Consider the following 23,083-nt stretch of genomic DNA (forward strand, 5'->3'; position numbering starts at 1 on the left):
TGTGCATTGCCTGACCCCGAACGGGTCAGGGGATCACACTTTCCGCCTCAGATGGCTTCCAGTGTCAATTCTTCTGCCATGACCCGGTTGCCGGCCATCAGACCACCGTCCACCGGCAAAGCCACTCCGGTAATCATGCGCGCAGCGTCCGACGCCAGAAACCCGGCCGCAGCGGCGATGTCTTCCGGGCTGGCAAAATCCTGCAGCGGATACCATTTTTTCAGGTCATCGAACACGTGCGGGTTTTTGTCCACCCGGGCTTGCCAGGCCGGCGTCTTGACCGTGCCCGGACAAATGATGTTGGCGCGAATGCCGTACTTGCCGTACTCCATCGCCAACGCCTTGGTATAGCTGATCAGCCCCGCCTTGGCCGCGCTGTAGGCCGGGTGGCCCAGCGCCGTCATGCCATTGACCGAGCCGATCAGGATCAGCCGGCCACGTCCCATGGCTTTCATGCCCGGCAGCACCGCGGTCACCGTCTCGAAGGTACCGTTCAGATTGATGTCCATATCCCGGCGCCATGCGTCGCCGGTGGTGGTTTCCAGTGTCAGGCCTTCGGCGGTGCCCGCATTGGCCACCAGCACTTCGACCGGGCCGGTTTGGCGGGTCACCGCCGCCAGCGCCTGGCGCAAATCGGCGCCGTCGGTCAGGTCGGCAATGACCGGCAGACAGCGGGCCGCACCCAGCTCATCCACCAGCGCCTGCACCCCTGCCGCATCGCGGTCCTGGGCCAGCACGGTATCGCCCGCCGCCACAAAATGCCGGCACAGGCTTTTGCCGATACCCCCTGCCGCGCCCGTGATTAACGTAATCCGACTCATGACCTTACCCCGTGAAAATGTGCCAATTGCTGCCCCAGTGCCTGTAAGCGGCGCGTGCCCAGCAATCCGTAGTTATAAAAGGCGAACTCTGTCACCCCCTGTTGCGCCAAGCCTTGCAAAGCCTCCCCCAGCTCGCGGCCGTCACCCAGATCCGGCGTGCCCGGCCGCAGAATGGCGCGGACCTTCTCTGGCGCCACCCGTGTCAGGCAGTGCATGGCGTCTGCCACCACCCGGGCAGCAGACGGCTCGTAAAACGGAATCTCCAGCCGGTCGGCCACTTGCGCCAGCGCGGCCAGGTCGCTGCCTTCCTGCCAGCACATCGCCGTGGGCCGCTGCACCGTCGGGATCACCGTTAACTGTGTGCGTGCCGGTACCGCTTGCCGGATGGCCTGCACCAGCTCGGTGACGCGCTGCTGGCGGATCTGCTGCACCGCCCGCCATGCCTCATCCTGCAGCAGGTCGGCACTGATCCAGGCGGCTGCCTGATCGGCACCGGTCTCATCGCAAGCGGCAAAATACTGGCGGATGCGTGCCGCGGTCCAGGTCTTGATGGCCCCGGCATCCAGCCCGCCCAGACGGAAGGCATGCAGACACGCCGGGCAGAAACAGGTACCCAGCAGGCCGTCCAGCCAGACGTTGGACTTCACCTGCGCAAACTCGTGGTGGTAACCATGGGCAAACGGCAACCAGCCCGGGGTTTCCAGCACCAGGCTCGCCAGCGGGTACTGCGCGCCCAGGTCCCGGCAAAGGTTGACGGCATACGCCATCACCGCCGGCTGCATCGGGCACAGGCTGTAGACATACGATTCGTCAAAGGCGTTCTGGCAGGTGTACTGCGGAAACATCGCCCCCAGACGACTGTTGTGCAGCAACACCGTCCAGCCATGCACCGACAGGCGGCCATCCGCCAGTACCGCATCCAGCCCTTTGCGCAGCACCGGGTTGCTGTGCGCCAGCGGCCGGACTTCTTCATAGCCACCGGCATCCGGTTCGAAATACACCACCCCGTCTTCCGGAAACACCACCGCCCCCTGGCGGGCCTGCGGCCGCAGGAACTTGCCGGCGTGATAACTGGTGGCCAGCGTCACGCCGTTCAGGTTCAGCGCCAGGGCTTCATCCACAAAATTGCTGACGCCCGTATCGAACAGATCCCACGGATAGGTATAGATGGACCGCAAGGAATCCCCCCGGGTTTGCGTGTGCATTTCTTTCGTCCTTGTAAATTTCCTACAAATTATAGAGACCTGAAATTTTAAATTGCAAGCGATTTTTAGTACCAATTGAATAAAAAATATTCGACTTAGTTCTGGAACAAAAATATTGTTGACATTTTTTCTTTCATCGAACAAACTAAGTTTCATGCGAGTATATGCACTGTTTAGATTGAATATTTTTCAGCTATCAGTAAAAATTCATGGTAGCAGCACAGCAGGGGCGGAACACCATGATTCTGTAAGCACCGCCAATACTTGTTAGATACCAGTTAGATACCAATACGAACCACATTTGCTTTGCATGTAAATTAATTTCACAAGGTGTGATTGCATGGTGCAAGCCCATCCTGTGCATTGATTTTTACCCAGGAGGAGAGATGGAAGTGCGTAAAACCAAACAACTGACAAAAATGGCGCTGGCGCTGACCGCAGCATGTGTGACCAGCATCATGGCCCCGATGGCGCATGCCGATACCGTCCGTGTCACGGTGGCGTATTACAGCGACCAGACCGAGCCGTATTTCAAGAAAATGGCGGAAGCCTTTACCAAGGCCAACCCGGGCACCGACATCAAGATTGAAATGGTGAACTGGGATACCCTGCAGCAAAAACTGCAAACGGACATCTCCGGCGGCAGCAACGCCGACCTGGCCATCATCGGTACCCGCTGGCTGCTGGACTTCGTGAAAGACGACGTAGCCGAGCCGCTGGACGGCTACATGGACAAATCGTTCAAGAACCGCTTCATCGGCGCCTTCCTGGCACCGGGCCAGATCAGCGGCAAAACTTACGGCCTGCCGATTGCCGCCTCTGCCCGTGCGCTGTATTACAACAAAGAGCAGCTGGCCAAGGCCGGTTTCCCGAACGGCCCGAAAACCTGGGCTGACGTGATTGCCGCGTCCAAAAAGATCAAGGCCGCCGGTTCTTACGGGTTTGGTCTGCAGGGTAAAGAGATCGAAACCGATGTGTATTGGTACTACGGCCTGTGGACCAACGGTGGTGAAGTCGTCGGCAAAGACGGCAAGGCCGCGTTTGCTTCCCCTGCCGGCATCAAGGCCGCTACCCTGTACAAATCCATGATCGACCAGGGCCTGACCCAGCCGGGCGTGACCAACTACAGCCGCGAAGACGTACAGAACCTGTTCAAGCAGGGTCGCGTCAGCATGGCCATCTCTGCCCCGTTCCTGGCCAAGCAGATCAAGAAAGAAGCACCTAACCTGCAGTACGGCATTGCGCCAATCCCGATGGGTACCACCAATGCGACTTACGCGGTGACAGACTCCATGGTGATGTTCAAGAACTCCAAAGTGAAGAAATCCGCCTGGAAGTTCCTGGACTACCTGTTCACCAAGGCACCTCGCGTGGCGTTTACCAGCGGTGAAGGCTTCTTGCCAACCACCAAGGAAGAAGCGACAGCACCACAGTTTGCCGATCCGGATACCAAAGCGTTCGTGGCCCTGTTGCCTCACGCCCGCTTTGCCCCTACAGTAACCGGGTGGGAAGACACCGCCAAAGCCGTCAGCGATGCCATGCAAGCCGTTTATCTGGGCAAAGCCAAACCGGCCGATGCCCTGAAGAAAGCCGCCGAAGACGCCAACAAGGCCCTCGGCCAGTAACCCTTGCCAGCCAGATACCGTCCCCTTTCCGGGGGCGGTATCTCTGTCTTTAGCAATATCCGGAGATCCGGCCGTCCCTTGGGCGGCTGGTTTTTCCGAGGTGATTTAAGGCTTTGCTCCTATGACGCAATCTGCATCCAGCCGGCCCATGATGCCATGGCTACTGATCATGCCCAGTTTTGCACTGGCGCTGTTCATCATCAGCTACCCGTTTTTCAATATCGTTTTCCAGTCGGTACATGATGTCTCCCGTTTCGGCATGATCCGGGACTTCAACGGACTGACCAATTTTCTGAAAGTCATGGCAGACCCCGTGTTCATGGATGTGCTGCGGCGCACCCTGATCTGGACCGTCAGCGTGGTCGGCGGGACGGTGCTGGTCTCCGTGCCGGTAGCGCTGATCCTGCACCAGGATTTTTACGGCCGCGGCATTGCCCGTACGGTGGTCATGCTGCCCTGGTCGGTGTCGCTGACCATGACCGCCATTGTCTGGCGCTGGGCCTTTAACGACGAATACGGCATGGTCAACGTGACCCTGCAAAAACTCGGCATCATCAGCGGCCCCATCCACTGGCTGGCCACTGCCGAATGGGCGTTCCCGGTCGAAATCATGGTGGGTATCCTGGTGTCGGTCCCGTTTACCGTGACCATCTTTCTGGGCGGCCTGTCCTCGGTGCCCGGCGACATCTACGAAGCCGCCCGCATTGACGGTGCCACGCCGTGGCAGATGTTCCGCAAGCTGACGCTGCCGCTGCTGCGTCCGTTCATCAACATGGCCATCGTGCTGAACGTGATTTACGTGTTCAACTCGTTCCCGATCATCTGGGTCATGACCCAGGGCGGCCCCAGCAACTCGACCCACATTCTGGTGACCTATCTGTACGAACTGGGCTTCCGGCTGGGACGTCCCGGCGAAGCCGCCGCCATTTCGCTGGTGATGTTGTCAATGCTGATGATCTTTACCGGCCTGTATATCCGGATGCAACCGAAAGAAAGTGGAGAAGCGTGATGGTGCTGGATAAAACCAAACTGCGTCGCAGTCTGATTTGCTGGGTAGCGTTGTCTCCCTTGTTGCTGGTGATCATCTTCCCGTTTGCGGTGATGTTCTTTACCGCGGTGAAACCACCCGAAGAAGTGTTTACCTACCCGGCCCGCTGGTGGCCCAGCCACTTCCGCTGGGCAAACTTTGCCGACATGTGGCAGGCGGCCAAATTTGGCGTGGCGCTGAAAAACAGCCTGATCGTCAGCCTGAGCTCCACCCTGCTGGCGATTGCGGTGAGTATTCCGGCGGCCTACGCGCTGGCGCGCTTTCCGTTCCGCGGCAAGGGTTTTTACCGCCAGTTCCTGCTGGTGACCCAGATGCTGTCGCCGATCCTGCTGGTACTGGGCCTGTTCCGGCTGGCGTCGATGATCCCGTACGGTGACGGGAACCTGGTGGATTCGCATATCGGCGTGATTGTGGCCTATGCGGCGTTTAACATCGCCTTTGCGGTGTGGATGATGTCGTCTTACTTTGCCACCATCCCGCGTGACCTGGAAGAGTCTGCCTGGCTGGAAGGCTGCGGCAAGATCCGCGCCGTGTTCAAGGTGTTCTTGCCGCTGGCGGTGCCAGCCATGGTGGTCACGGCCATCTTTACCTTCATCAACGCCTGGAACGAATTTGCGGTGGTGTACACGCTGATCCGTTCCGAAGAAAACAAGACCCTGACGGTACAGATTACCGATCTGGTCGCCGGGCGTTACACGGTGGAATGGCATCTGGTGATGGCAGCCACGCTGGCAGCTACCCTGCCGGTGTCCATCCTGTTTGCCTGGTTGCAGCGCTTTTTGGTCAAGGGTCTGGCGCTGGGTGCCGTGAAGTAACGCCCTGGTGAGACCCCCTGTTGCAGCAAACCGTTTGAAGAGGACAACATGAGTCAGGAAAAAATCATTTATGGGGCCGTCCCGTCCGGGGCGGGCGGCCAGCGTTTGCCGTTTTCACCCGCCATCCGTGCCGGCGATTTTGTGTTTGTCTCCGGCCAGGTGGCCATGAACGAACGTGGCGAGATTGAGCAAGGCGGCATCGAGGCGCAAACGCGGCAGACCTTCAAGAACATCGAGCGGGTTCTGGCCATGGCCGGCTGCACGCTGGCGGACGTAGTGAAAGCCACCGTGTGGCTGGACGATACGCGCGACTTCTGGAGCTTTAACCGCGTGTATCAGGAATACTTTCCGGAAAACCCGCCTACCCGTTCTTGCGTGCGCGCCGACATGATGGTGGATTGCAAGGTGGAAATCGAAGTGATGGCCTACAAACCGTTGCCGTAAGCGGTATCCGCTAACACTGCCTGACGGGCATGCCAGTGAGCACTGGCATGCCCGTTTTGCATAGAACGTCACGACCACCGCAGAAAATATGCAGATTTATTTTGTCAGCACGGGAATAAACGAGCCATTGTTTGCGTTTACCCATGTACAAGCCCGTGTTGGCGCGCCGCGCGCACGGCTGACAGGTCAACCCGAATAATGTGTTTCGCACCAAGGAGTCTGCAATGAACGCCTCGCTTCTGATGAAATCTGCCGTGGCAGGGATGCTACTGATCTCCAGTCTGACTATGGCCGATGGCATGCCGAAAAAAATGAATGGCATTCTGGTCAACGATGCCGGCATGACCCTCTATACTTTTGATAAGGATGGCAAAGACCAGAGCAACTGTTATGACCAGTGCGCCATGAACTGGCCTCCGGTCATGGTGGGTATGTGGAAAGTGTCTGACCCGTATTCTGTGGTCATCCGCAAGGATGGCAGCAAACAGGTTGCCTACGAAGGCAAGCCCATGTACCTGTTTGTCGGCGACAGCAAACCCGGTGACCGTACCGGCGACAACATGAAGGGCGTCTGGCACGTCATCTCTGAAAGCGGCTACTAAACCTGACCCGCTGTCAGTGATGCATTGCCGTTTTGTTAACCGTTAACCTGCAAAGGTCCGCCATGCAGTCCAGTCCGCCCGCACACCGGTGTAGTGTGTAACCCGGGGTCACCATGCACGATACCCACGAACGCCTGCTGGCCTGCATCCCCCGCCTGCGCCGCTATGCGCGCGCGCTGGTGGGGCGGCGCGAGGACGCCGACGATCTGGTGCAGGACACCATGGAGCGCGCCTGGGACCGGCTCGCCAGCTGGCAGGCCGGTACCGACATGCGGGCCTGGCTGTTTGGCATCATGCATAACCTGCATGTAGACCGGTTGCGCCGCCAGCCGCCAGCGTGCGATGCACTGGATGAAGATACCCTGATGAATGCGGCGGTCAACAACCCGTCTGCCGGACTGGAAATGCGAGACATGGAAACTGCCCTGATGCTGCTGCCGGTGGACCAGCGCGAAGTGTTGCTGCTGGTGGCGCTGGAAAACATGCGCTACGAACAGGTAGCAGAGGCCCTGCACATTCCGGTCGGCACCGTGATGTCCCGGTTGTCCAGGGCACGCGCGCGCCTGCATGCCTTGCTGGAAGGTCAGCCGGGCGCCCCTGCGTTGAAGGTGGTGAAATGAGTACCCAACGGATTCCGGAAACCGATCTGCATGCCTGGCTGGATGGCCAGCTGCCTGTCGAGGATCAGGCCGAGGTTGCCGCCTACCTCGCCGGGCATCCGGAGGAACAGGCCCGGCTGGACGCCTATCGGCAGCACAAACAGCAAATCCAGACGCTGTTCGACCCGGTCATTCATGAGCCGGTACCAGAACACCTGCGCCGGCGGCCGGCTCCTGATGTCGTCGCTGCCCCTGTGAGCCGTGATGCCAGGCCGCGCTGGTTCTTGCAACTGGCGGCCGGGCTGGCCATTGCCGTGGTCAGCGGCAGCCTGGGATGGTTCTTGCACGGGCAGGCGCTGACCCAACCGGCATTATTGTCCGACGCTGGCGACGCCAGCGGGTTCGTGCACCAGGCAGTGCTGGCTCACGCGGTGTTTACCCCGGAGGTCAAGCACCCGGTCGAAGTCAGCGCAGATCAGGAAGCTCAGCTGGTAAAGTGGCTGTCCAAACGCATCGGCAGCCCGATCCACGCCCCGCGCCTGTCGGCGCACGGTTTTGACCTGATGGGCGGCCGGCTGCTGCCCGGAGAAACTGGCCCGGTGGCGCAGTTCATGTATCAGGACAGCAGCGGCCAGCGGCTGACCCTGTACGTAACCAAGGGCCAAAGTGCCAACCGGGACACCGGGTTCCGCTTCCTCAAGGAGGGCAAGGTCAGCGTGTTTTACTGGATAGACGGGCCGTTTGGCTATGCGCTGTCCGGCAATCTGGACCGTGCCGATCTGTCCCGCATTTGCAATACCGTGTACGAACAGCTGAGCCAGACCTGATGCCGCATCCCCATTGACCGCAGTTGCGGCATGCGGGCATAGTAGGGTGTTCTGTCCCGATGGATTCTGCCCATGTCCGTAAACCAGCTGCCCGTTGATGCCGCCCTGACGGAAGCCACCCGTGCGGTGGCGCTGCAGTCCCATCTGGCCTGGAAGCAGCGCGACCTGGAGGCCATCATGGCCTTGTATCATCCGGACATCGAGTACTTCAACTTTTTCCAGAACCGGGTCATGCATCTGCAAGACCTGCGGGCGTATGTCAGCAGTTGCCTGCCGCGCGGACCGCAAGAGTCACTGGAGCATACCGACCGCATCCGCGCAGATGGTGATACCGCCTTCATTCAGTACCAGATCACCATCCGCAGTGCCAAAGGACTGTTTTCCTACCACAGCAGCGAATCCATTGTCGTGCGGGACGGCAAGATCTGGCGCGTGAAGGAATACGCCACGCTGGTCAGCGACCTGCAAAGCAGCCGGCCCCACAGCGATCTGCGCCCCGCACTGCAACGGCTGGGCCTGTCTGCCCGGCAACTGGGGTTCATGGCCCAGACGCTGCAGGATTACGTCAACCGCCAGCAGCCGTTTCTGCAACCGGACCTGAACCTGCAGCAAGTGGCGGACGCCACCGGCTTTACCCGCAACCAGATTTCCTACCTGCTGAACCAGGTGTTCGGGCAAACCTTTTACCGCTTCATGAACCAGGCCCGCCTGCAATACCTGCTGCGCATGCTGGCCGAGCAACCCGGCCAGCCGGTCGATACACTGGCGTTTCAGGCCGGCTTTAATTCCTTATCGGTGTTTTACAGCTGTTTCCGTGCCCATACCGGGCAATCGCCCAAGGCTTACCTCAAGTCACTTTCCGAGCGGACACGCACGGAAGACAAACCTGCCACACCCGCTTAACATCAGCACACACTTACCCGTCTGCGCGGCACATCCGGTGTGCTGGCAGACGGACAACCGCCCTCGCCCCCGCAACCCGAACGGAGTGACCCATGACCGACTGGCGCAATATCAGCTTCTGGATGACCCAGCAGGACGAACCGCTGACCCCGAGACCCGCCCTGCAACACGACCTGGACGTGGACATTGCCATCATCGGCGCCGGGTATACCGGCATGTGGAGCGCCTACTACCTGAAGCAGCAGCAACCGTCGCTGCGGATTGCCATTCTGGAAGCGGAAATGGCCGGCTTTGGCGCCTCTGGCCGCAATGGCGGCTGGGTGATCGGCGGCCTTCTGGGTGAAGAGCGCATGCTGGCCAGACTGCCGGAAGCAGAGCGCCACGACATGCATGCCGTGCTGCAAGACATTCCCGATGAAATCGGCCGGGTCGTAGCAAAAGAAGAGATTGCCTGCGACTTCCGCAAAGGCGGCGTGCTGTATTGTGCAGCCCGCTACCCGGAGCAGGAAGCCCGCATGCGCCAGTGGCTAAAAACCCTGCACAGCCTGGGTTACACCGAGGCCGACTACCACTGGCTCAACCCCAGCGAGCTGGCAGCGCAATTGCGGGTGGACCGCGCCTTCGGGGCCCTGTTCTCGCCCCATGTGGCCACCATCCAGCCGGCCAGCCTGGCGCGCGGCCTCGCCCGCACGCTGGAAAAGCTCGGCGTGCAGATTTTTGAACAAACCCGGGTCACCGGCTGGCAAACCGGGCAGGTCACCACGGCAGCGGCCACCGTCCGCGCCGAGTGGGTCATCCCGGCGGTAGAAGGCTACGCCGCCTCGCTGCCACCGCTGGGCAAGTACCAGTTGCCGGTACAAAGCCTGATGATCGCCACCGAGCCCCTGCCCGCCAGCGTCTGGGCAGAGATCGGGCTCGATCGCGGGCAGGCCTTTGGCGAAAGCAGCCGTCAGGTGACTTACGGCCAGCGTTCCAACGACGACCGGATGATTTTTGGCGCCCGTGGCGGTTACCGTTTTGGCGGCCAGCTGCGTACCGATTTCAACCTGAGCGAAGACGAAGTCGGCCTGCGCCGTTACCTGATGGGCGAGATGTTCCCGATCCTGAAAAACGTCACAATCACCCATCGCTGGGGCGGCAATCTGGGCATGGCCCGCCGCTTCCAGCCACACATGCTGTGCGACCGCCAGCAACGCATTGCGCTATCCGGCGGCTATGGCGGCGAAGGCGTGGCCGCCACCAACCTGGGTGGCCGGACCCTGGCCGACCTGATTCTGGGCAACGATACCCGCCTGACCCGCCAGCCGTGGGTGCTGGGCGACAAACCCGTCCGGTCGCTGGCCAAATGGGAACCCGAACCGCTGCGCTGGCTGGGTTACAACAGCATCATCCGCAGCTTTGTGCACGAAGACCAGACACTGGCCAACCCGCACACCCCGGCCTGGCGCCGGAAAATGGCGATGGCGCTGGCCAGACGCATGGAAAGCCTGATGTGCTGAGCCGGCACACCATCACTCGTTCACCTGAAAGGACATCCCTTGAACATTACCCGCTTTACTGACACCGCCCGTTTCTCCCTCACCGACAGCGCTCCGGTCGCTGTGCCGCTGGGCACGCCCGTGTCGGTCACCTCGGTGCACGCGGTCGAGCGCCAGGACGGCGTCGAAACCGGCATCTGGGAGTGCACCCCCGGCCGCTGGGTACGCCAGATCAAGGAACAGGAGTTCTGCCACTTCATCAGCGGCCGCTGTACCTTTACCCCGGATGGCGGCGAACCCATCCAGATTCAGGGCGGCGATGCCTTGTTGCTCCCCGCCAACAGCACCGGCGTGTGGGACATCCAGGAAACCGTGCGCAAGAGCTATGTGCTGATTTACCGGTAACACGCAGGTAGCAGCCTCCGTAGCCATACGGAAGCGAAACGCATCCGGCCGCTGTGCCATAATGGATTGATGAAACCCATCCCACCCTTCCGCTGGCTGGCCGCGTGGCTGCTGGCCAGTCTGCTCGCCGGCAGCGGCCTGTATCTGCTGGATTATGGCAACCAGCGCGGGCTGTTCAGCCAGGACAGCAGTATCGGTTATCGCCTGCTGAGCCAGAAACTGGCGCAACAGGAAGCCGTGCTGGCCACCCTGGCCCTGATCCGTCCAACCACGCCGCCACAGCCCCTCCTCACCGGTCTGCAACCCGCCATGCCACAGCTGGCCGGGCTGGGTTTTCGGGGTCCGCAGCAATGGCAGGGTACCGTGCCAGCACCGGCCGGGCTGTTGCCGGCGCTGACACAGGCACGTCACCGGCAGCAGGCGGTCACGCTGGCCGTAGATGCCTATCGTTACTGGCTGGTGGATGCCTCCGGCTGGTGTCTGCTGCTGGATGCCCGCCGCTGGCTGGCCGCCACGGAATGGCCGGCCCGGCTGGATACGGTACGCGTGACCCTGCCCGGCGGCAGCGTGACCCTGTTGCAGCGTCGTCCGGATACGCTGGGCTGGGGCATGCAGCTGGACAAGCATCTACAGGTGGGCGGGCAGAGCTTTGGCTTTCAGAGCGCCTACCGGATGTCGCTGGTGCAAGGACCGTGGCTGACCGCGCTGATGGTCAGCCTGGCCTTGGCGCTGGGGCTGGCCTGGTGGCGCAGCCGCTTTGTATTTCGCCAGCAGCAACGCCAGACGGCGGAACGCAACCGGCTGGCCGCCCTGCACCAGCTGGGCCGGCTGGGCGAAATGGCCGCCGGCATTGCCCACGAACTGAACCAGCCGCTGACCGCCATCCTCACCAATGTACAGGCAGCGGAGCGGCTGCTGGACGATGAAGAAGAACGCGAACATGTCCGCCATGCCCTGCAAACCAGCGCCACCCAGGCCAAGCGGGCAGCCGGCATCATCAGCCGCCTGCGCGACACCGTGGGCAACCTGCCGCGGCAACAGCATCACGCCGTGGATGTGCCCACGCTCATCCACCGCCTGCTGGCGCTGCGACAAGACGAGCTGGCACAGGCCGGCATCCGCCTGACCTGGCAGCAAATGGCGGCAGACAGCACGCCGCAGGGCGATAGCGTCGCCATCGAACAGATCCTGCATAATCTGGTACAGAATGCCGCAGAAGCCCTGCACCAGCAGCCGGGCGAGATCCGTATCGTCACCCGTGTGCAGCAAGGCATGTATCGGCTGGAGGTACAAGACAGCGGCCCGGGCATTGACCCGGCGCATCTGGCCTTGTTGTTCCAGCCGTTTTTCACCACCCGCCAGGGCGGCATGGGGCTGGGACTGAGCCTGTGCGATACGCTGGCGCAAGGCATGGGCGGTCAGCTGCAAGCCGCCAACCAACTGGCGGGTGGCGCCTGCTTTAGCCTGCTGTTACCGTTATCCCGGGAGACCCGTCATGACTGAACACCAATCCCCGCTGATTTATCTGGTCGACGACGATGACGCCATCCGCGATGCTCTGGCACTGCTGCTGAGAAGCGTCGGCTTGCGCTCTGCCGGCTTTGCCGACCCGCTCCAGTTCCTGGCGCAGTACGACCCGGAAGCCATCGGTTGTGTGGTGCTGGATATCCGCATGCCGGGCGTCAGCGGGCTGGACGTGCTGGAACAGCTGATCGCCAAACACGATTTGCCGGTGATCATGCTCACCGGCCATGCCAACGTCGACCTGTGCCGCCGGGCGTTCATCAGCGGCGCAGTGGAGTTTCTGCAAAAACCGGTCGACGACGACCTCTTTCTGGAGAGCGTACAGAAAGCCGTGCGCCAGCACATCCGCACCCGCAGCCAGAATGCCGGTTCTCAGGCCGCCCGCCAGCGGCTGGCCCGACTGTCCGGCCGAGAACAGGAAGTGCTGGTGCGCATTGCCGAGGGGATGACCAACAAGGTGATTGCCCGCGAGCTGAATCTGTCTCCACGCACGGTCGAAACCTACCGCGCCAACGTGTTTATCAAGCTCGAAGTCGATTCGCTGGTACAGCTGATCCGCGAATATCTGCCCCTGCTGGACTGAGCGGGGCCAAACAATCACAACCACTACCGTATCGCTACGGAGGCCGTTACCGTGACCGGGCGTATAACGCAAACCGGCCCGGCCCGCTATCCTGTCAACTGTTCCATCCCGCTGAATTTGACAGGAGACCCACATGAAAAAGCATCTTTTGACCGCCCTTGCCCTGACCGTATTGGCAGCTACCACCCAGGCCGCTGTACTGACCGAAAAGAACCTGAGCGTAACTGATGCCAGACAGTTTGCCGATAGCGCACTGGCCGCCTGCCAGGCCAAAGGTTACGCAGTGAGCGTGGCCGTGGTCGACCGCGCCGGCCTCTTGAAAGCGTTTGTACGTGCCGATAACGCCGGCCCGCACACCATCGCCGCGGCCCAGGCCAAAGCCTTTACCTCCGTCTCTGCCAAAGCCCCAACGCTGGCAATGATGGAAAACGCGCAGAAGAACCCCGGTGCCGCCAACCTGACCGACATCCCCGGCTTTCTGCTGCTGGGTGGTGGTGTACCATTGAAAGTAGGTAACGAGACCATTGGCGCCATCGGTATTGGCGGCGCTCCTGGCGGCCATCTGGATGCCCAGTGCGCCGACGAAGCCGTTCAGGCGAATGTGGCGTTGCTGAAGTAAGTAGCGTGAGATCGTGAAAAACACCCGCCACTTTTGACGTAATGGCGATGTATGCAAACTTTAAGCGCCGGGAGAAATACCGGCGCTTTTTATTACTGCATATTCTGGTTCAAATAATTTGGCTAAGCGAATTCGTCGATGCTACTACTGCTTTGAGAAGTACTTCGCATAGCACCTTTTCCCCACGCTGGTCGCAGTAGTAGAGATGCTCACCCCTTTAGCATGATCATCAGCAGCCTGACGCATACCGCTTTGAACCTCTGGCTGATCTCCGTACTGCTTATAGCGAACGGTTTCAGTGACCGGAAGTTTCTTTGTGTCGCTTTGTTCGAGTGCTTCTCCGACGGCCCAAGCAATGGAGTCACAGATCGTTGGTTGTCCTGGGCGCAAGGGTTCAAGTGTAAATGCGGGCGGTGGTGGTGGATTTTTCTGAGCAGCATAGGCTTGCCGTGATACCTCACGCATTACCCCGCGGAAATCCGCGCAAAGTGGCAACTTTGGGAGGGTGGACTGACTGGTCGCAGTTGGACAACCATGCTGAGGCAATGCGCCTTGCACCAAAACGACCGTCCTGCCGTTAGGGGGAATCATAAGGAGTGTTTCAATTAAACCAGCACCATGCCCGCCCACACCTCCTACACCAGACATCAACCATTGGGCGAGATGGACAAAAACATAGCCGTTTTCGCGAATGACTTGCAGTCTAATAGAATCTCCCAGTGATTTGCGTAAATAGTCTATGTTGCCGCCAACCGCCGTAACGGCGGCTTCAAATCCTTGCTCCTGTTGATGGCCCATGTTCTCGTTAAGCAAAGCTCCTTTTGGGCATAGGCCTACAGTGATACCGCCGGTACTTGAATGGAAGAGATAGAAAGTGAACGTTGTCATGGACGGACACTGGAAAGACTCCAGCTTGCCCGCGACGTCATAGCGGACGAATTGCGCTTCCTCACTTCCATCCAAGTTAACGTCCTCGCTCTCAAGAGTATGGGCGACAGCCGCAACTACATGCGGCGGCAGAAGTGCAGCAATTGCACCAAGTGAAATGAGCGCAGTAACTGCAACTAGTCCGAGCCTCGTCAAGAAATGCATTATTCTCTCTTTCATTTTTGCGTTTAGCGTTTCACACCGAGTACTCTAACTTCGGAGGTCAAGGGCGTTCCTCTTATGGCGTGGGTTTAACCTTAATGCCAGCCATCAGTATAGCACTTTGTCATGAATTGCTACCCAAAATGCATAGCCGAGTTCCCTCCATTAGCACACTCTTGCCACTGCGCCATCAAAACCCCAGCGCCATCCGCACCAGCTTGATACCCACCGCCACAAACAGGCCACCGCAGAGCAGATCAATCCAGCGTTTGGCTCGCTGGTAACCCTGGCGCATGCGCGCGTTGGAGAATAATGTGGCTTGCGACATGTATACCGAGACCGAAATCGTCCCCACCGTCAGCACACTGGCCACCCGCGCCCAGGTCGGGATATCCGGGGTGAAGACGGAGGCAAACATGCTGCTGAAGAACACCAGCGCCTGCGGGTTGGTCAGGCAGGTGCTGAGGCCGCACCAGTAGGATTGCAGCAGGGTACGGGAAGACTGGCTGGCGCTCCCGACCTGTACTTCCCGGCGCGCATGGCGCCAGATCATCAGCCCCATGTACAGCAGGTACAGGCCACCCAGCCCCTGCAAGCCGCGCAGGGTGCCGCTGAAATGGGTCATCAAGAGGCCGATGCCGGTGGCGGCCAGCGTTGCCCAGATCACCGAACCGCTGGAAATACCGGCGGCGGTCACCACGCCGTGGCGACGGGATTCGCCCATGGCGGCGCGGGTGACCACCAGAAAATTCGGCCCCGGGCTGACCACCAGCGGGAAATACAAACCGGCTACCGTGCCTAAAAATGCCATCTCTGCCATGATGCGTGCTCCTTGTTTCCCATAGCGGCATTGTGCCGCACCCGCGGCCTGACGGATCACCGATTTCTGTTATAGTTGGCGAACATCCATGAAAATTTTCGATGGCTAACCGGGAGGTAGGTAATGCCCAGACTCACGCTCAACCAGCTGGAGCTGCTGGTGGCCGTCATTGATAGCGGCAGTTTCAGCGCCGCCGCCATAGAGCTTGGCTGCACCCAGTCGCGCATCAGCCATGCCATCCACGAACTGGAACAGGTAGTGGGTACCCGCCTGCTGCAGCGGACCCGCAGCGGCTGCACGCCAACCGATGCCGGCCAGCAGGTGTTGCTGAAGGCGCGGCAGATCCTGCGCATTGCCGCCGGCATCGTGCCGTCGGTCCAGGCTGACGCCCGGCTCTCCGGCATTGTCCGTATCGCCTGTTATCGCAGCATCGGCACCCATCTGCTGCCGTATGTGCTGGAGGCGCTGGCCATCGACCACCCCGGCATCCAGATCGAGATCGACGACAGCAGCAATGACTCGCGCGACGTCAACCAGCGCATGACCAGTGGCCGTGCAGATATCGGCATCAGCAGCTACGACATCCCGGACGGTCTGATCAGCAAACCGTATATCTACGACATCTTCTCGCTGATCTTGCCGACGGCGCTACGCTATACCACCCCGGTCACCTGGGCACAGCTGGCGCCGCTCACTTACATTCAGGCAGATACCGCCGCCTCGCAACGGGTGCTGGCGCAATGCCACCAGGCAGGTTACCCCATTGTGGCCAGCCGGCAGATGACCAGCGACAGCAGCATTCTGGCGCTGGTGCGCCAGGGGCTCGGCTATAGCATCCTCCCGCGGCTGGCGGCCTTTCCCACCCCGCCAGGCGTGGCCACCGAAGCCCTGCCGGTGCACCTGCAGCGCCCTTTCCTGCTGATCCTGCATCCGGATACCGCCCGCCAGAAAGTGGTGCAGACGGTGGTCCGCTATCTGCGCGACAAGCAGATCATTCGCCAGACCGAGGCCTGGCGCCACGGGGTGATCGGCTTTAATTACTGACCCTCCCCCGGCTTCCCCCCTCCCTTGTTTAGCGGTTTCTGCAAAACGTCGCTACAGGTTGCATGCTGGTCGCTGCAAGTTGCTGTGGCAACGGGCCGCTCCCTTAAAGTGTCATCACGAACCCGGGCAATGCCACCGCAACACGCCCGGCACAGTACACCGTTGTTACCTTGTTTGATTGTGGGCAGGTTAAGTCAGGTTCAAGGCCCGGGCTGTCCCCGGGCGACATCTGAATGCAGTTTACTTTTGAGGAGCAGGGCATGAAAGCATGTGTAAAACCGTTGGCATTCGCGTTATCTCTGGCACTGGGTCTCCCCGTTCTGGCATCCGATGCCGACAGCTGTAAAACCGTGCGCTTTGCCGATGTCGGCTGGACCGACATTGCCGCCACCACGGGTATGGCGTCCGTGGTACTGAAAGGTCTGGGCTACAACCCGACCACCACCATCGCGTCTGAGCCGATCGTGTTCTCCGGCCTGAAATCCAAACAGCTGGATGTCTACCTCGGTTACTGGAACCCGTCCCAGACCCCGGCCATCACGCCGTTCATTGAATCCAAATCGCTGACCGTACTGCCGACGCCTAACCTGGAAGGTGCCAAATACACGCTGGCAGTGCCCGCATACGCCGCTGAGAAAGGGCTGAAATCGTTTGCCGATCTGGCCAAGTTCCGCAAGGAGCTGGATGGCAAGATATACGGCATTGAACCGGGCAGCCAGGGCAACGCCCAGATCAAGAAAATGATCGACAACAACGAGTTCGGGCTGGGTGGCTTCAAGCTGATCGAGTCCAGCGAGGCCGGCATGCTGATTGAAGCCAACAAGGCATTCCGCCAGCACCGCTTTGTCGCCTTCCTGGCCTGGGACCCGCACCCGATGAACCTGATGATGAAACTCACCTACCTGTCTGGCGGGGACAAGCAGTTCGGGCCTGACTATGGCGGCTCCAAGGTGTATACCGTGGTCAACAACGACTTCCCGACCCAGTGCCCGAACGCCAATAAACTGGTGGCCAACCTCAAGTTCACCCCCGGCATGGAAAGCCATGTCATGGACCCGATCATGAAAAAGATCGACCCGAAAATTGCGGCCAAGACTTACCTGCAAAAGAACCCGCAGGTGCTTGATCAGTGGCTGGCCGGTGTCACTACCATCGACGGCAAGCCGGGTCTGGCTGCGGTCAAAGCCTACCTGAAGAACTAAGCTGTCCCGGCCCGTGCGTGCGCTTGCACGGGGCGGGCCACTCACCCCCAAAGACATTCCGTATCTGAAAGCGAGTCCGAATCATGAATCACGATGTGATTGTGACCTGCGCCGTCACCGGCGCCGGTGACACCGTTGGCAAACATCCATCCATCCCTGTCACCCCCAAGCAGATTGCCGAAGCCGCTGTCGAGGCCGCCAAAGCTGGGGCCACCGTGGTGCACTGCCACGTGCGTGACCCGGAAACCGGCAAGGGCAGCCGCAACCCGGCGCTGTACCGCGAGCTGGTCGACCGTATCCGCTCGTCCGGCGTCGACATGATCCTGAACCTGACCGCCGGCATGGGCGGAGACCTGGAAATCGGCGCCGGCGACAAACCGATGCAGTTTGGCCCCGGTACCGATCTGGTCGGCGGGCTGGAACGCCTGATCCATGTGGAAGAACTGCTGCCGGAAATCTGCACGCTGGACTGCGGCACGCTCAACTTTGGCGACGGCGACTTTATCTATGTCTCCACCCCGGCCCAGCTGCGGGCGGGTGCCAAGCGTATCCAGGAGCTGGGCGTCAAGCCGGAGCTGGAAGTATTTGATACCGGCCACCTGTGGTTTGCCAAGCAGTTGCTGAAAGAAGGCCTGCTGGACGACGCGCCGCTGTTTCAGCTGTGTCTGGGTATTCCGTGGGGCGCACCGGCCGACACCACCACCATGAAAGCCATGGTCGACAACCTGCCGGAGGGTGCGATGTGGGCCGGGTTTGGCATTGGCCGCATGCAGATGCCGATGGTGGCGCAGGCCATCCTGCTGGGCGGCAACGTGCGCGTCGGGCTGGAAGACAACCTGTATCTGGACAAGGGCGTGTTTGCCAGCAATGGTGCGCTGGTCGAGCGTGCCAACAACCTGATCCAGAACCTGGGTGCCCGTACCCTGACGCCGGAAGAAGGGCGCAAGAAACTGGGCCTGAAAAAACGCGGCTGATCCACCCTTTACGTCACAGGAATACATCATGGCTTTGATCAAAGAAGTAAAAACATTTGCCGCCCTCGGGGTCGGCGTGATCGGGGCGGGCTGGATTGCCCGCGCACTGGCACACGGGCTGGATGTCAACGCCTGGGACCCGGCCCCCGGGGCCGAAGCGCAGCTGCGCGCCAGTGTGGCCAACGCCTGGCCAGCACTGGAACGGGTCGGATTGGCACCGGGTGCTTCGCAAGACCGGCTGCGCTTCATGGACACCATCGAGGCCTGCGTGGCAGATGCCGATTTTATCCAGGAAAGCGCACCGGAACGGCTGGAGCTGAAACTGGCCCTGCACGCCAGCATCAGTGCGGCGGCCAAACCGGAGGCCATCATTGCCTCGTCCACCTCCGGCCTGCTGCCGTCCGAGTTCTACGCCTCGGCCACCCATCCGCAGCGCTGCGTGGTGGGCCACCCATTCAACCCGGTATACCTGCTGCCGCTGGTAGAAGTTTTGGGCGGTCAAGAGACCAGCCCGGAGGCCATCGAGACGGCGATGCACATTTACACGCAGTTGGGCATGAAGCCGCTGCGGGTGCGCAAGGAAGTCCCCGGCTTTATTGCCGACCGGCTGCTGGAAGCCCTGTGGCGCGAGGCACTGCATCTGGTCAACGATGGTGTCGCCACCACCGGCGAGATCGATGACGCCATCCGTTATGGCGCCGGTATCCGCTGGGCCTTCATGGGCACGTTCCAGATCTATACCCTGGCGGGTGGAGACGCTGGCATGCGCCACTTCATGCACCAGTTCGGCCCGGCCCTGAAGTTGCCGTGGACCAAGCTGGAAGCGCCGGAACTGACCGACGAGCTGATCGAAAAAGTGGTTGCCGGTACCAGCGAACAAATGAACGGCCACAGTATCAAGGCCATGGAGCGCTACCGCAACGATTGCATCATCAACGTGCTGGATGCCATCGAAAAAACCAAGCAGCAGCACGGACTGGCAGGAGCCTGACGCCATGACCACCCCCGTTTGCGTGTTCCAGTGCACCGTCCCAGTGGAGTGGACCGACTATAACGGCCACATGCGCGATGCCTACTATGGCCTGGCCTGCAGCTTGGCAACCGACGCCCTGATGGACCAGACCGGACTGGACGCCGCCAGCCGCGAGGCGCATCACGTGTCGCTGTACACGCTGGAATCGCACCTGTTGTTCTTGCAGGAGGTCAAGGTGAATAGCCAGCTGACCGTGCAGGTACACGTGCTGGACCTGGACCACAAGCGGGTGCACCTGTGCATGGAGCTCTACCGGGACGACCAGACGCTGGTCGCGGTCTCGGAACAGATGCTGGCTCATATCGACACCGCCGCCGGCAAAACCGCGCCGTTCCTGCCGGACACCCACGCGCAACTGGCGCGGGCGCTGGCCAACCGGGATGCGCTTAACAGTGCCGACTGGCTTGGCCACCAGATTCGCATTCCCAGAAAATAAGACCGGATACGTTCATGGATACCTTGCACACCACGACCCAGCCACTGCCAGTCTGGACGCCGCCCGCCGGCCAAACCACCCAGCTGGACCACTTCCGGGTGTACCTCTCCGACCATTACGGGGTGTCCGCTGGCGACTTTGACGACGTGTATGCCTGGTCCATTGCCCATCCGGACACTTTCTGGGAAGCGGCCTGGCACTTTTTCGGCATCAAGGCCAGCGCCCGGCCAACCACCATCTGCCAGCCGGCAGAGCACATGATGGATACCCGCTGGTTTACGGGCGCCCGTCTTAACTTTGCAGAAAACCTGCTGGCCCGGCGGGACGAAACCATCGCCATTACCTTTACCGGCGAATCCCGCGTCAGTAGCCAGTGGCGCTGGCAGGACCTGTACGCCATGGTATCAAGGCTTAGCCAGGCACTCCGGCACGCGGGCATCCGCCCCGGCGACCGGGTGGCGGGCATCGTCCCCAACATGCCGGAAACCATCGCCGCCATGCTGGCCACCGCCGCGGTGGGCGCCATCTGGAGCAGTTGCTCACCCGACTTCGGCGTGCAGGGTCTGCTCGACCGGCTTGGCCAAATCGAACCTAAACTGATCTTTGGCACAGACAGTTATTACTACAACGGCAAGTTCTGCCCGGTCACCGACAAAATCACCGCCGTCGCCAGCCAGCTGGCCCATCAGCCGCCAGTGGTACTGTGGCCGTATGATGCACAGCGCGGGCTGGATGCCGCCACGGATGGCTTCACCGCGCTGGCTGATTTTGTGGCACCGTTTGCAATCCAGGACATCGACTTTGCGCAGTTGCCGTTCGATGCCCCGCTGTACATCCTGTATTCGTCCGGCACCACTGGCAAACCCAAGTGCATCGTTCACGGGGCCGGCGGCACGCTGCTGCAGCACCTGAAAGAACACCGGTTGCACGGCAACCTGGGCGAACATGACCGGCTGTGCTACTTCACCACCTGCGGCTGGATGATGTGGAACTGGATGGTCTCCGCGCTGGCCACCGGCGCGACGCTGGTACTGTACGACGGCTCGCCCTTGCTGCCCGGTGAACCCGACATCCTGTGGCGGCTGGTCTCCGAGCAGCAGGTCACCCACTTTGGCACCAGTGCCAAATACCTGAGCGCCATCGAAAAACTCGGCCTGCAGCCGGGCCAGCGCTGGCCGCTCACGGCGCTAACCACGCTGTACTCGACCGGCTCACCGCTGCTGCCGGAAAGTTACGATTACGTGTACCGGCACATCAAACCGGACCTGACCCTGTCCTCCATTTCCGGCGGTACGGACATTGTCTCCTGCTTTGCGCTGGGGTCCGCCAACCGGACGGTGTACAAGGGCGAACTGCAGGTGCGCGGGCTGGGGCTGAGTGTCGAGGTCTGGAACGAAGCGGGGCAAGCAGTCGTTGGTGAAAAAGGCGAACTGGTCTGTACCCGGCCGTTTCCCAACATGCCGCTCGGTTTCTGGAACGACCCCGACCGCAACAAATATTTCCAGGCCTACTTTGGGCGTTTCCCCAACATCTGGACCCATGGCGATTACGCCGAAGTCACGCCCAGAGGCGGGCTCATCATCTACGGCCGGTCGGATACCGTGCTCAACCCGGGCGGGGTGCGCATCGGCACGGCCGAAATCTACCGCCAGGTCGAAACCATTCCGGAAGTTCTGGAATCGGTGTGCATCGGCCAGGCCTGGTTTGAAGACGAGCGCATCATCCTGTTTGTCCGGCTGCGCGACGGACTCACGCTCGACGAGGACCTGATCACCCGCATCAAGCAGCGCATCCGGCAAGAAACCACACCGCGCCATGTGCCGGCCAAGATCATCCAGGTGCACGACATTCCGCGCACGCTGAGCGGCAAGATCGTCGAAGGCGCCGTCAAGGCGGTGGTACATGCGCAAGAGGTAAAAAACACCGAGGCGCTCGCCAACCCGGAGGCACTGGCTTGCTTCCGGCACATTGCGGCGCTTTCAATGGCATAATCGGTGGATCATCCCTACACGGCTGTGAGTGCCATGGCGCAACAGGCGATCCATTTCTTGCTGCTACCCGAGTTTTCGATGATGGGCCTGTTGTCCGCCATCGAACCGCTACGGGTGGCCAACCGTTTCCGGCCGGAGAGTTATCACTGGCACCTGCTGAGCCAGAACGGCGACTCCGTCACTGCCAGCAACGGCATGTCGATTGCCGTCGATGGCGACTTGCAGCAGGCAGCCAACGCCGACATGTTGTTTGTGGTGGCCGGGTTTAATCCGCTCGCAACCAGCAGCGACCCCCTGAAACATGCGCTAAAGACCCTGCACAAGCAGCAGGCGTTGCTGGGCGGCATTGATACCGGCTGTTTTCTCCTTGCCGACGCCGGCCTGCTGGACGGACACCGCTTTACCCTGCACTGGGAAGCCATCTCCGCCTTCGAAGAACGCTACCCGGCGCTAACCCCGACACAAGAATTGTATGAGATTGACGAATGCCGCATGAGTTCGGCAGGCGGCACCGCCTCGATCGACATGATGCTGGAGCTGATCCGCCGCCAGCACGGCGATGCGCTGGCGATGCAGGTATCAGAACAGTTTGTATTGGGACGGATACGCGACAAGAGCGACCACCAGCGCATGCAGGTGGCGGCCCGTTATGAGATTCACAACAAGAAACTGATTCAGGTGATCAGCGCCATGGAGCGCAACCTGGAGGCACCGCTCACGGTAGACGAACTGGCTGACCTGGCCTGTGTGACCCGGCGGCAGCTGGAACGGCTGTTCAAGTCACTGCTAAAGACCACGCCCAGCCTGTTTTACCTCAACCTGCGACTGGAACGCGCCCGTCAGTTGCTGCGGCAAACCGGGCTCGGGGTGATGGAAGTTTGCGTCGCCTGCGGGTTTGAATCGGCCACCTATTTTGCCCGGGCCTACCGTCACCGCTTTGGCACCAGCCCCAGCAGCGACCGCACCAACACCTGATGCCATCGCTCGCTGGCTTGC

General features: G+C 60.8%; 24 protein-coding genes. 20 read left to right on the top strand and 4 right to left on the bottom strand.

The features are described from left to right. Positions 1–47: 47 nt before the first annotated feature. Complete coding sequence (locus F552_RS0117525; RefSeq protein ID WP_018153079.1) at positions 48–821, bottom strand: SDR family oxidoreductase; 774 nt, start codon at positions 819–821, stop codon at positions 48–50. Next, positions 818–2,026: a hypothetical protein gene (locus F552_RS0117530; protein ID WP_018153080.1), complete on the bottom strand. Its 1,209-nt coding sequence runs from the start codon at positions 2,024–2,026 to the stop codon at positions 818–820. Before F552_RS0117530 ends, F552_RS0117525 begins: the two co-directional genes overlap by 4 nt. Positions 2,027–2,412: 386 nt before the next feature. On the opposite strand from F552_RS0117530, the gene F552_RS0117535 reads away from it, so the two are divergent. From F552_RS0117535 to F552_RS0117595, 13 genes are all read left to right on the top strand, one after another. After that, entirely contained in the window at positions 2,413–3,651 is a 1,239-nt protein-coding gene (locus tag F552_RS0117535) for an ABC transporter substrate-binding protein (RefSeq protein ID WP_018153081.1), read from the top strand. Between the two features lie 121 nt (positions 3,652–3,772). After that, complete coding sequence (locus tag F552_RS0117540; protein ID WP_018153082.1) at positions 3,773–4,660, top strand: carbohydrate ABC transporter permease; 888 nt, start codon at positions 3,773–3,775, stop codon at positions 4,658–4,660. Beyond that, entirely contained in the window at positions 4,660–5,514 is an 855-nt protein-coding gene (locus F552_RS0117545; RefSeq protein WP_018153083.1) for a carbohydrate ABC transporter permease, read from the top strand. The genes F552_RS0117540 and F552_RS0117545 overlap by 1 nt, the downstream gene beginning before the upstream one ends. A gap of 48 nt (positions 5,515–5,562) precedes the next feature. After that, entirely contained in the window at positions 5,563–5,958 is a 396-nt protein-coding gene (locus tag F552_RS0117550; protein WP_018153084.1) for a RidA family protein, read from the top strand. A 224-nt stretch (positions 5,959–6,182) separates the two neighbouring features. Next, positions 6,183–6,560 carry a COG4315 family predicted lipoprotein gene (locus F552_RS0117555; RefSeq protein ID WP_018153085.1) on the top strand — a complete coding sequence of 126 codons (378 nt, stop codon included), beginning with the start codon at positions 6,183–6,185 and terminating at the stop codon, positions 6,558–6,560. A 113-nt stretch (positions 6,561–6,673) separates the two neighbouring features. Further along, a complete protein-coding gene (locus F552_RS0117560; protein ID WP_018153086.1) occupies positions 6,674–7,180 on the top strand; it encodes an RNA polymerase sigma factor in 507 nt (168 codons plus the stop codon). Further along, positions 7,177–7,986, top strand: a complete 810-nt coding sequence (locus F552_RS0117565) for an anti-sigma factor family protein (protein ID WP_018153087.1) — start codon at positions 7,177–7,179, stop codon at positions 7,984–7,986. The genes F552_RS0117560 and F552_RS0117565 overlap by 4 nt, the downstream gene beginning before the upstream one ends. Before the next feature lie 72 nt (positions 7,987–8,058). After that, on the top strand, positions 8,059–8,889 hold the full coding sequence (locus tag F552_RS0117570) for an AraC family transcriptional regulator (protein WP_018153088.1): 831 nt from the start codon (positions 8,059–8,061) through the stop codon (positions 8,887–8,889). 92 nt (positions 8,890–8,981) lie between these two features. Continuing rightward, positions 8,982–10,388 carry an NAD(P)/FAD-dependent oxidoreductase gene (locus F552_RS0117575; RefSeq protein ID WP_018153089.1) on the top strand — a complete coding sequence of 469 codons (1,407 nt, stop codon included), beginning with the start codon at positions 8,982–8,984 and terminating at the stop codon, positions 10,386–10,388. Between the two features lie 39 nt (positions 10,389–10,427). Next, positions 10,428–10,772: a cupin domain-containing protein gene (locus F552_RS0117580; protein ID WP_018153090.1), complete on the top strand. Its 345-nt coding sequence runs from the start codon at positions 10,428–10,430 to the stop codon at positions 10,770–10,772. A gap of 69 nt (positions 10,773–10,841) precedes the next feature. Next, a complete protein-coding gene (locus F552_RS0117585) occupies positions 10,842–12,275 on the top strand; it encodes a sensor histidine kinase (RefSeq protein ID WP_018153091.1) in 1,434 nt (477 codons plus the stop codon). Next, positions 12,268–12,879 (top strand): response regulator transcription factor, encoded by a 612-nt coding sequence (locus F552_RS0117590; protein WP_018153092.1) that lies wholly within the window; start codon positions 12,268–12,270, stop codon positions 12,877–12,879. The genes F552_RS0117585 and F552_RS0117590 overlap by 8 nt, the downstream gene beginning before the upstream one ends. A gap of 133 nt (positions 12,880–13,012) precedes the next feature. Then, complete coding sequence (locus F552_RS0117595; protein ID WP_018153093.1) at positions 13,013–13,498, top strand: GlcG/HbpS family heme-binding protein; 486 nt, start codon at positions 13,013–13,015, stop codon at positions 13,496–13,498. 144 nt (positions 13,499–13,642) lie between these two features. On the opposite strand, the gene F552_RS0117600 is transcribed toward F552_RS0117595, so the two are convergent. Next, a complete protein-coding gene (locus tag F552_RS0117600; RefSeq protein WP_018153094.1) occupies positions 13,643–14,590 on the bottom strand; it encodes a hypothetical protein in 948 nt (315 codons plus the stop codon). Between the two features lie 187 nt (positions 14,591–14,777). Beyond that, on the bottom strand, positions 14,778–15,407 hold the full coding sequence (locus F552_RS0117605) for a LysE family translocator (RefSeq protein WP_018153095.1): 630 nt from the start codon (positions 15,405–15,407) through the stop codon (positions 14,778–14,780). Positions 15,408–15,530: 123 nt separating this feature from the next. Between F552_RS0117605 and F552_RS0117610 the strand changes: the two genes are divergently transcribed. The 7 genes from F552_RS0117610 (at position 15,531) to F552_RS0117640 (ending at position 23,062) form a co-directional block, all read left to right on the top strand. Then, positions 15,531–16,451, top strand: coding sequence for a LysR family transcriptional regulator (locus F552_RS0117610; RefSeq protein ID WP_018153096.1), 921 nt, complete (start codon positions 15,531–15,533; stop codon positions 16,449–16,451). A 260-nt stretch (positions 16,452–16,711) separates the two neighbouring features. Further along, the gene (locus tag F552_RS0117615; RefSeq protein ID WP_026182861.1) at positions 16,712–17,653 is read left to right on the top strand and encodes a choline ABC transporter substrate-binding protein; all 942 of its coding nucleotides are present in this window, start codon (positions 16,712–16,714) and stop codon (positions 17,651–17,653) included. Positions 17,654–17,736: 83 nt separating this feature from the next. Continuing rightward, entirely contained in the window at positions 17,737–18,627 is an 891-nt protein-coding gene (gene cdhC / locus F552_RS0117620; RefSeq protein WP_018153098.1) for a 3-dehydrocarnitine:acetyl-CoA trimethylamine transferase CdhC, read from the top strand. Between the two features lie 28 nt (positions 18,628–18,655). Beyond that, a complete protein-coding gene (locus F552_RS0117625; protein WP_018153099.1) occupies positions 18,656–19,618 on the top strand; it encodes an L-carnitine dehydrogenase in 963 nt (320 codons plus the stop codon). Between the two features lie 4 nt (positions 19,619–19,622). Continuing rightward, positions 19,623–20,096 carry a thioesterase family protein gene (locus F552_RS0117630; protein ID WP_018153100.1) on the top strand — a complete coding sequence of 158 codons (474 nt, stop codon included), beginning with the start codon at positions 19,623–19,625 and terminating at the stop codon, positions 20,094–20,096. Between the two features lie 14 nt (positions 20,097–20,110). After that, positions 20,111–22,087: an acetoacetate--CoA ligase gene (locus tag F552_RS0117635; RefSeq protein WP_018153101.1), complete on the top strand. Its 1,977-nt coding sequence runs from the start codon at positions 20,111–20,113 to the stop codon at positions 22,085–22,087. A gap of 3 nt (positions 22,088–22,090) precedes the next feature. Then, on the top strand, positions 22,091–23,062 hold the full coding sequence (locus F552_RS0117640) for a GlxA family transcriptional regulator (protein ID WP_281168697.1): 972 nt from the start codon (positions 22,091–22,093) through the stop codon (positions 23,060–23,062). The last annotated feature ends 21 nt before the right edge of the window (positions 23,063–23,083 follow it).

The organism is Leeia oryzae DSM 17879, from assembly GCF_000376945.1.
In the GTDB taxonomy this organism is placed as follows: domain Bacteria; phylum Pseudomonadota; class Gammaproteobacteria; order Burkholderiales; family Leeiaceae; genus Leeia; species Leeia oryzae.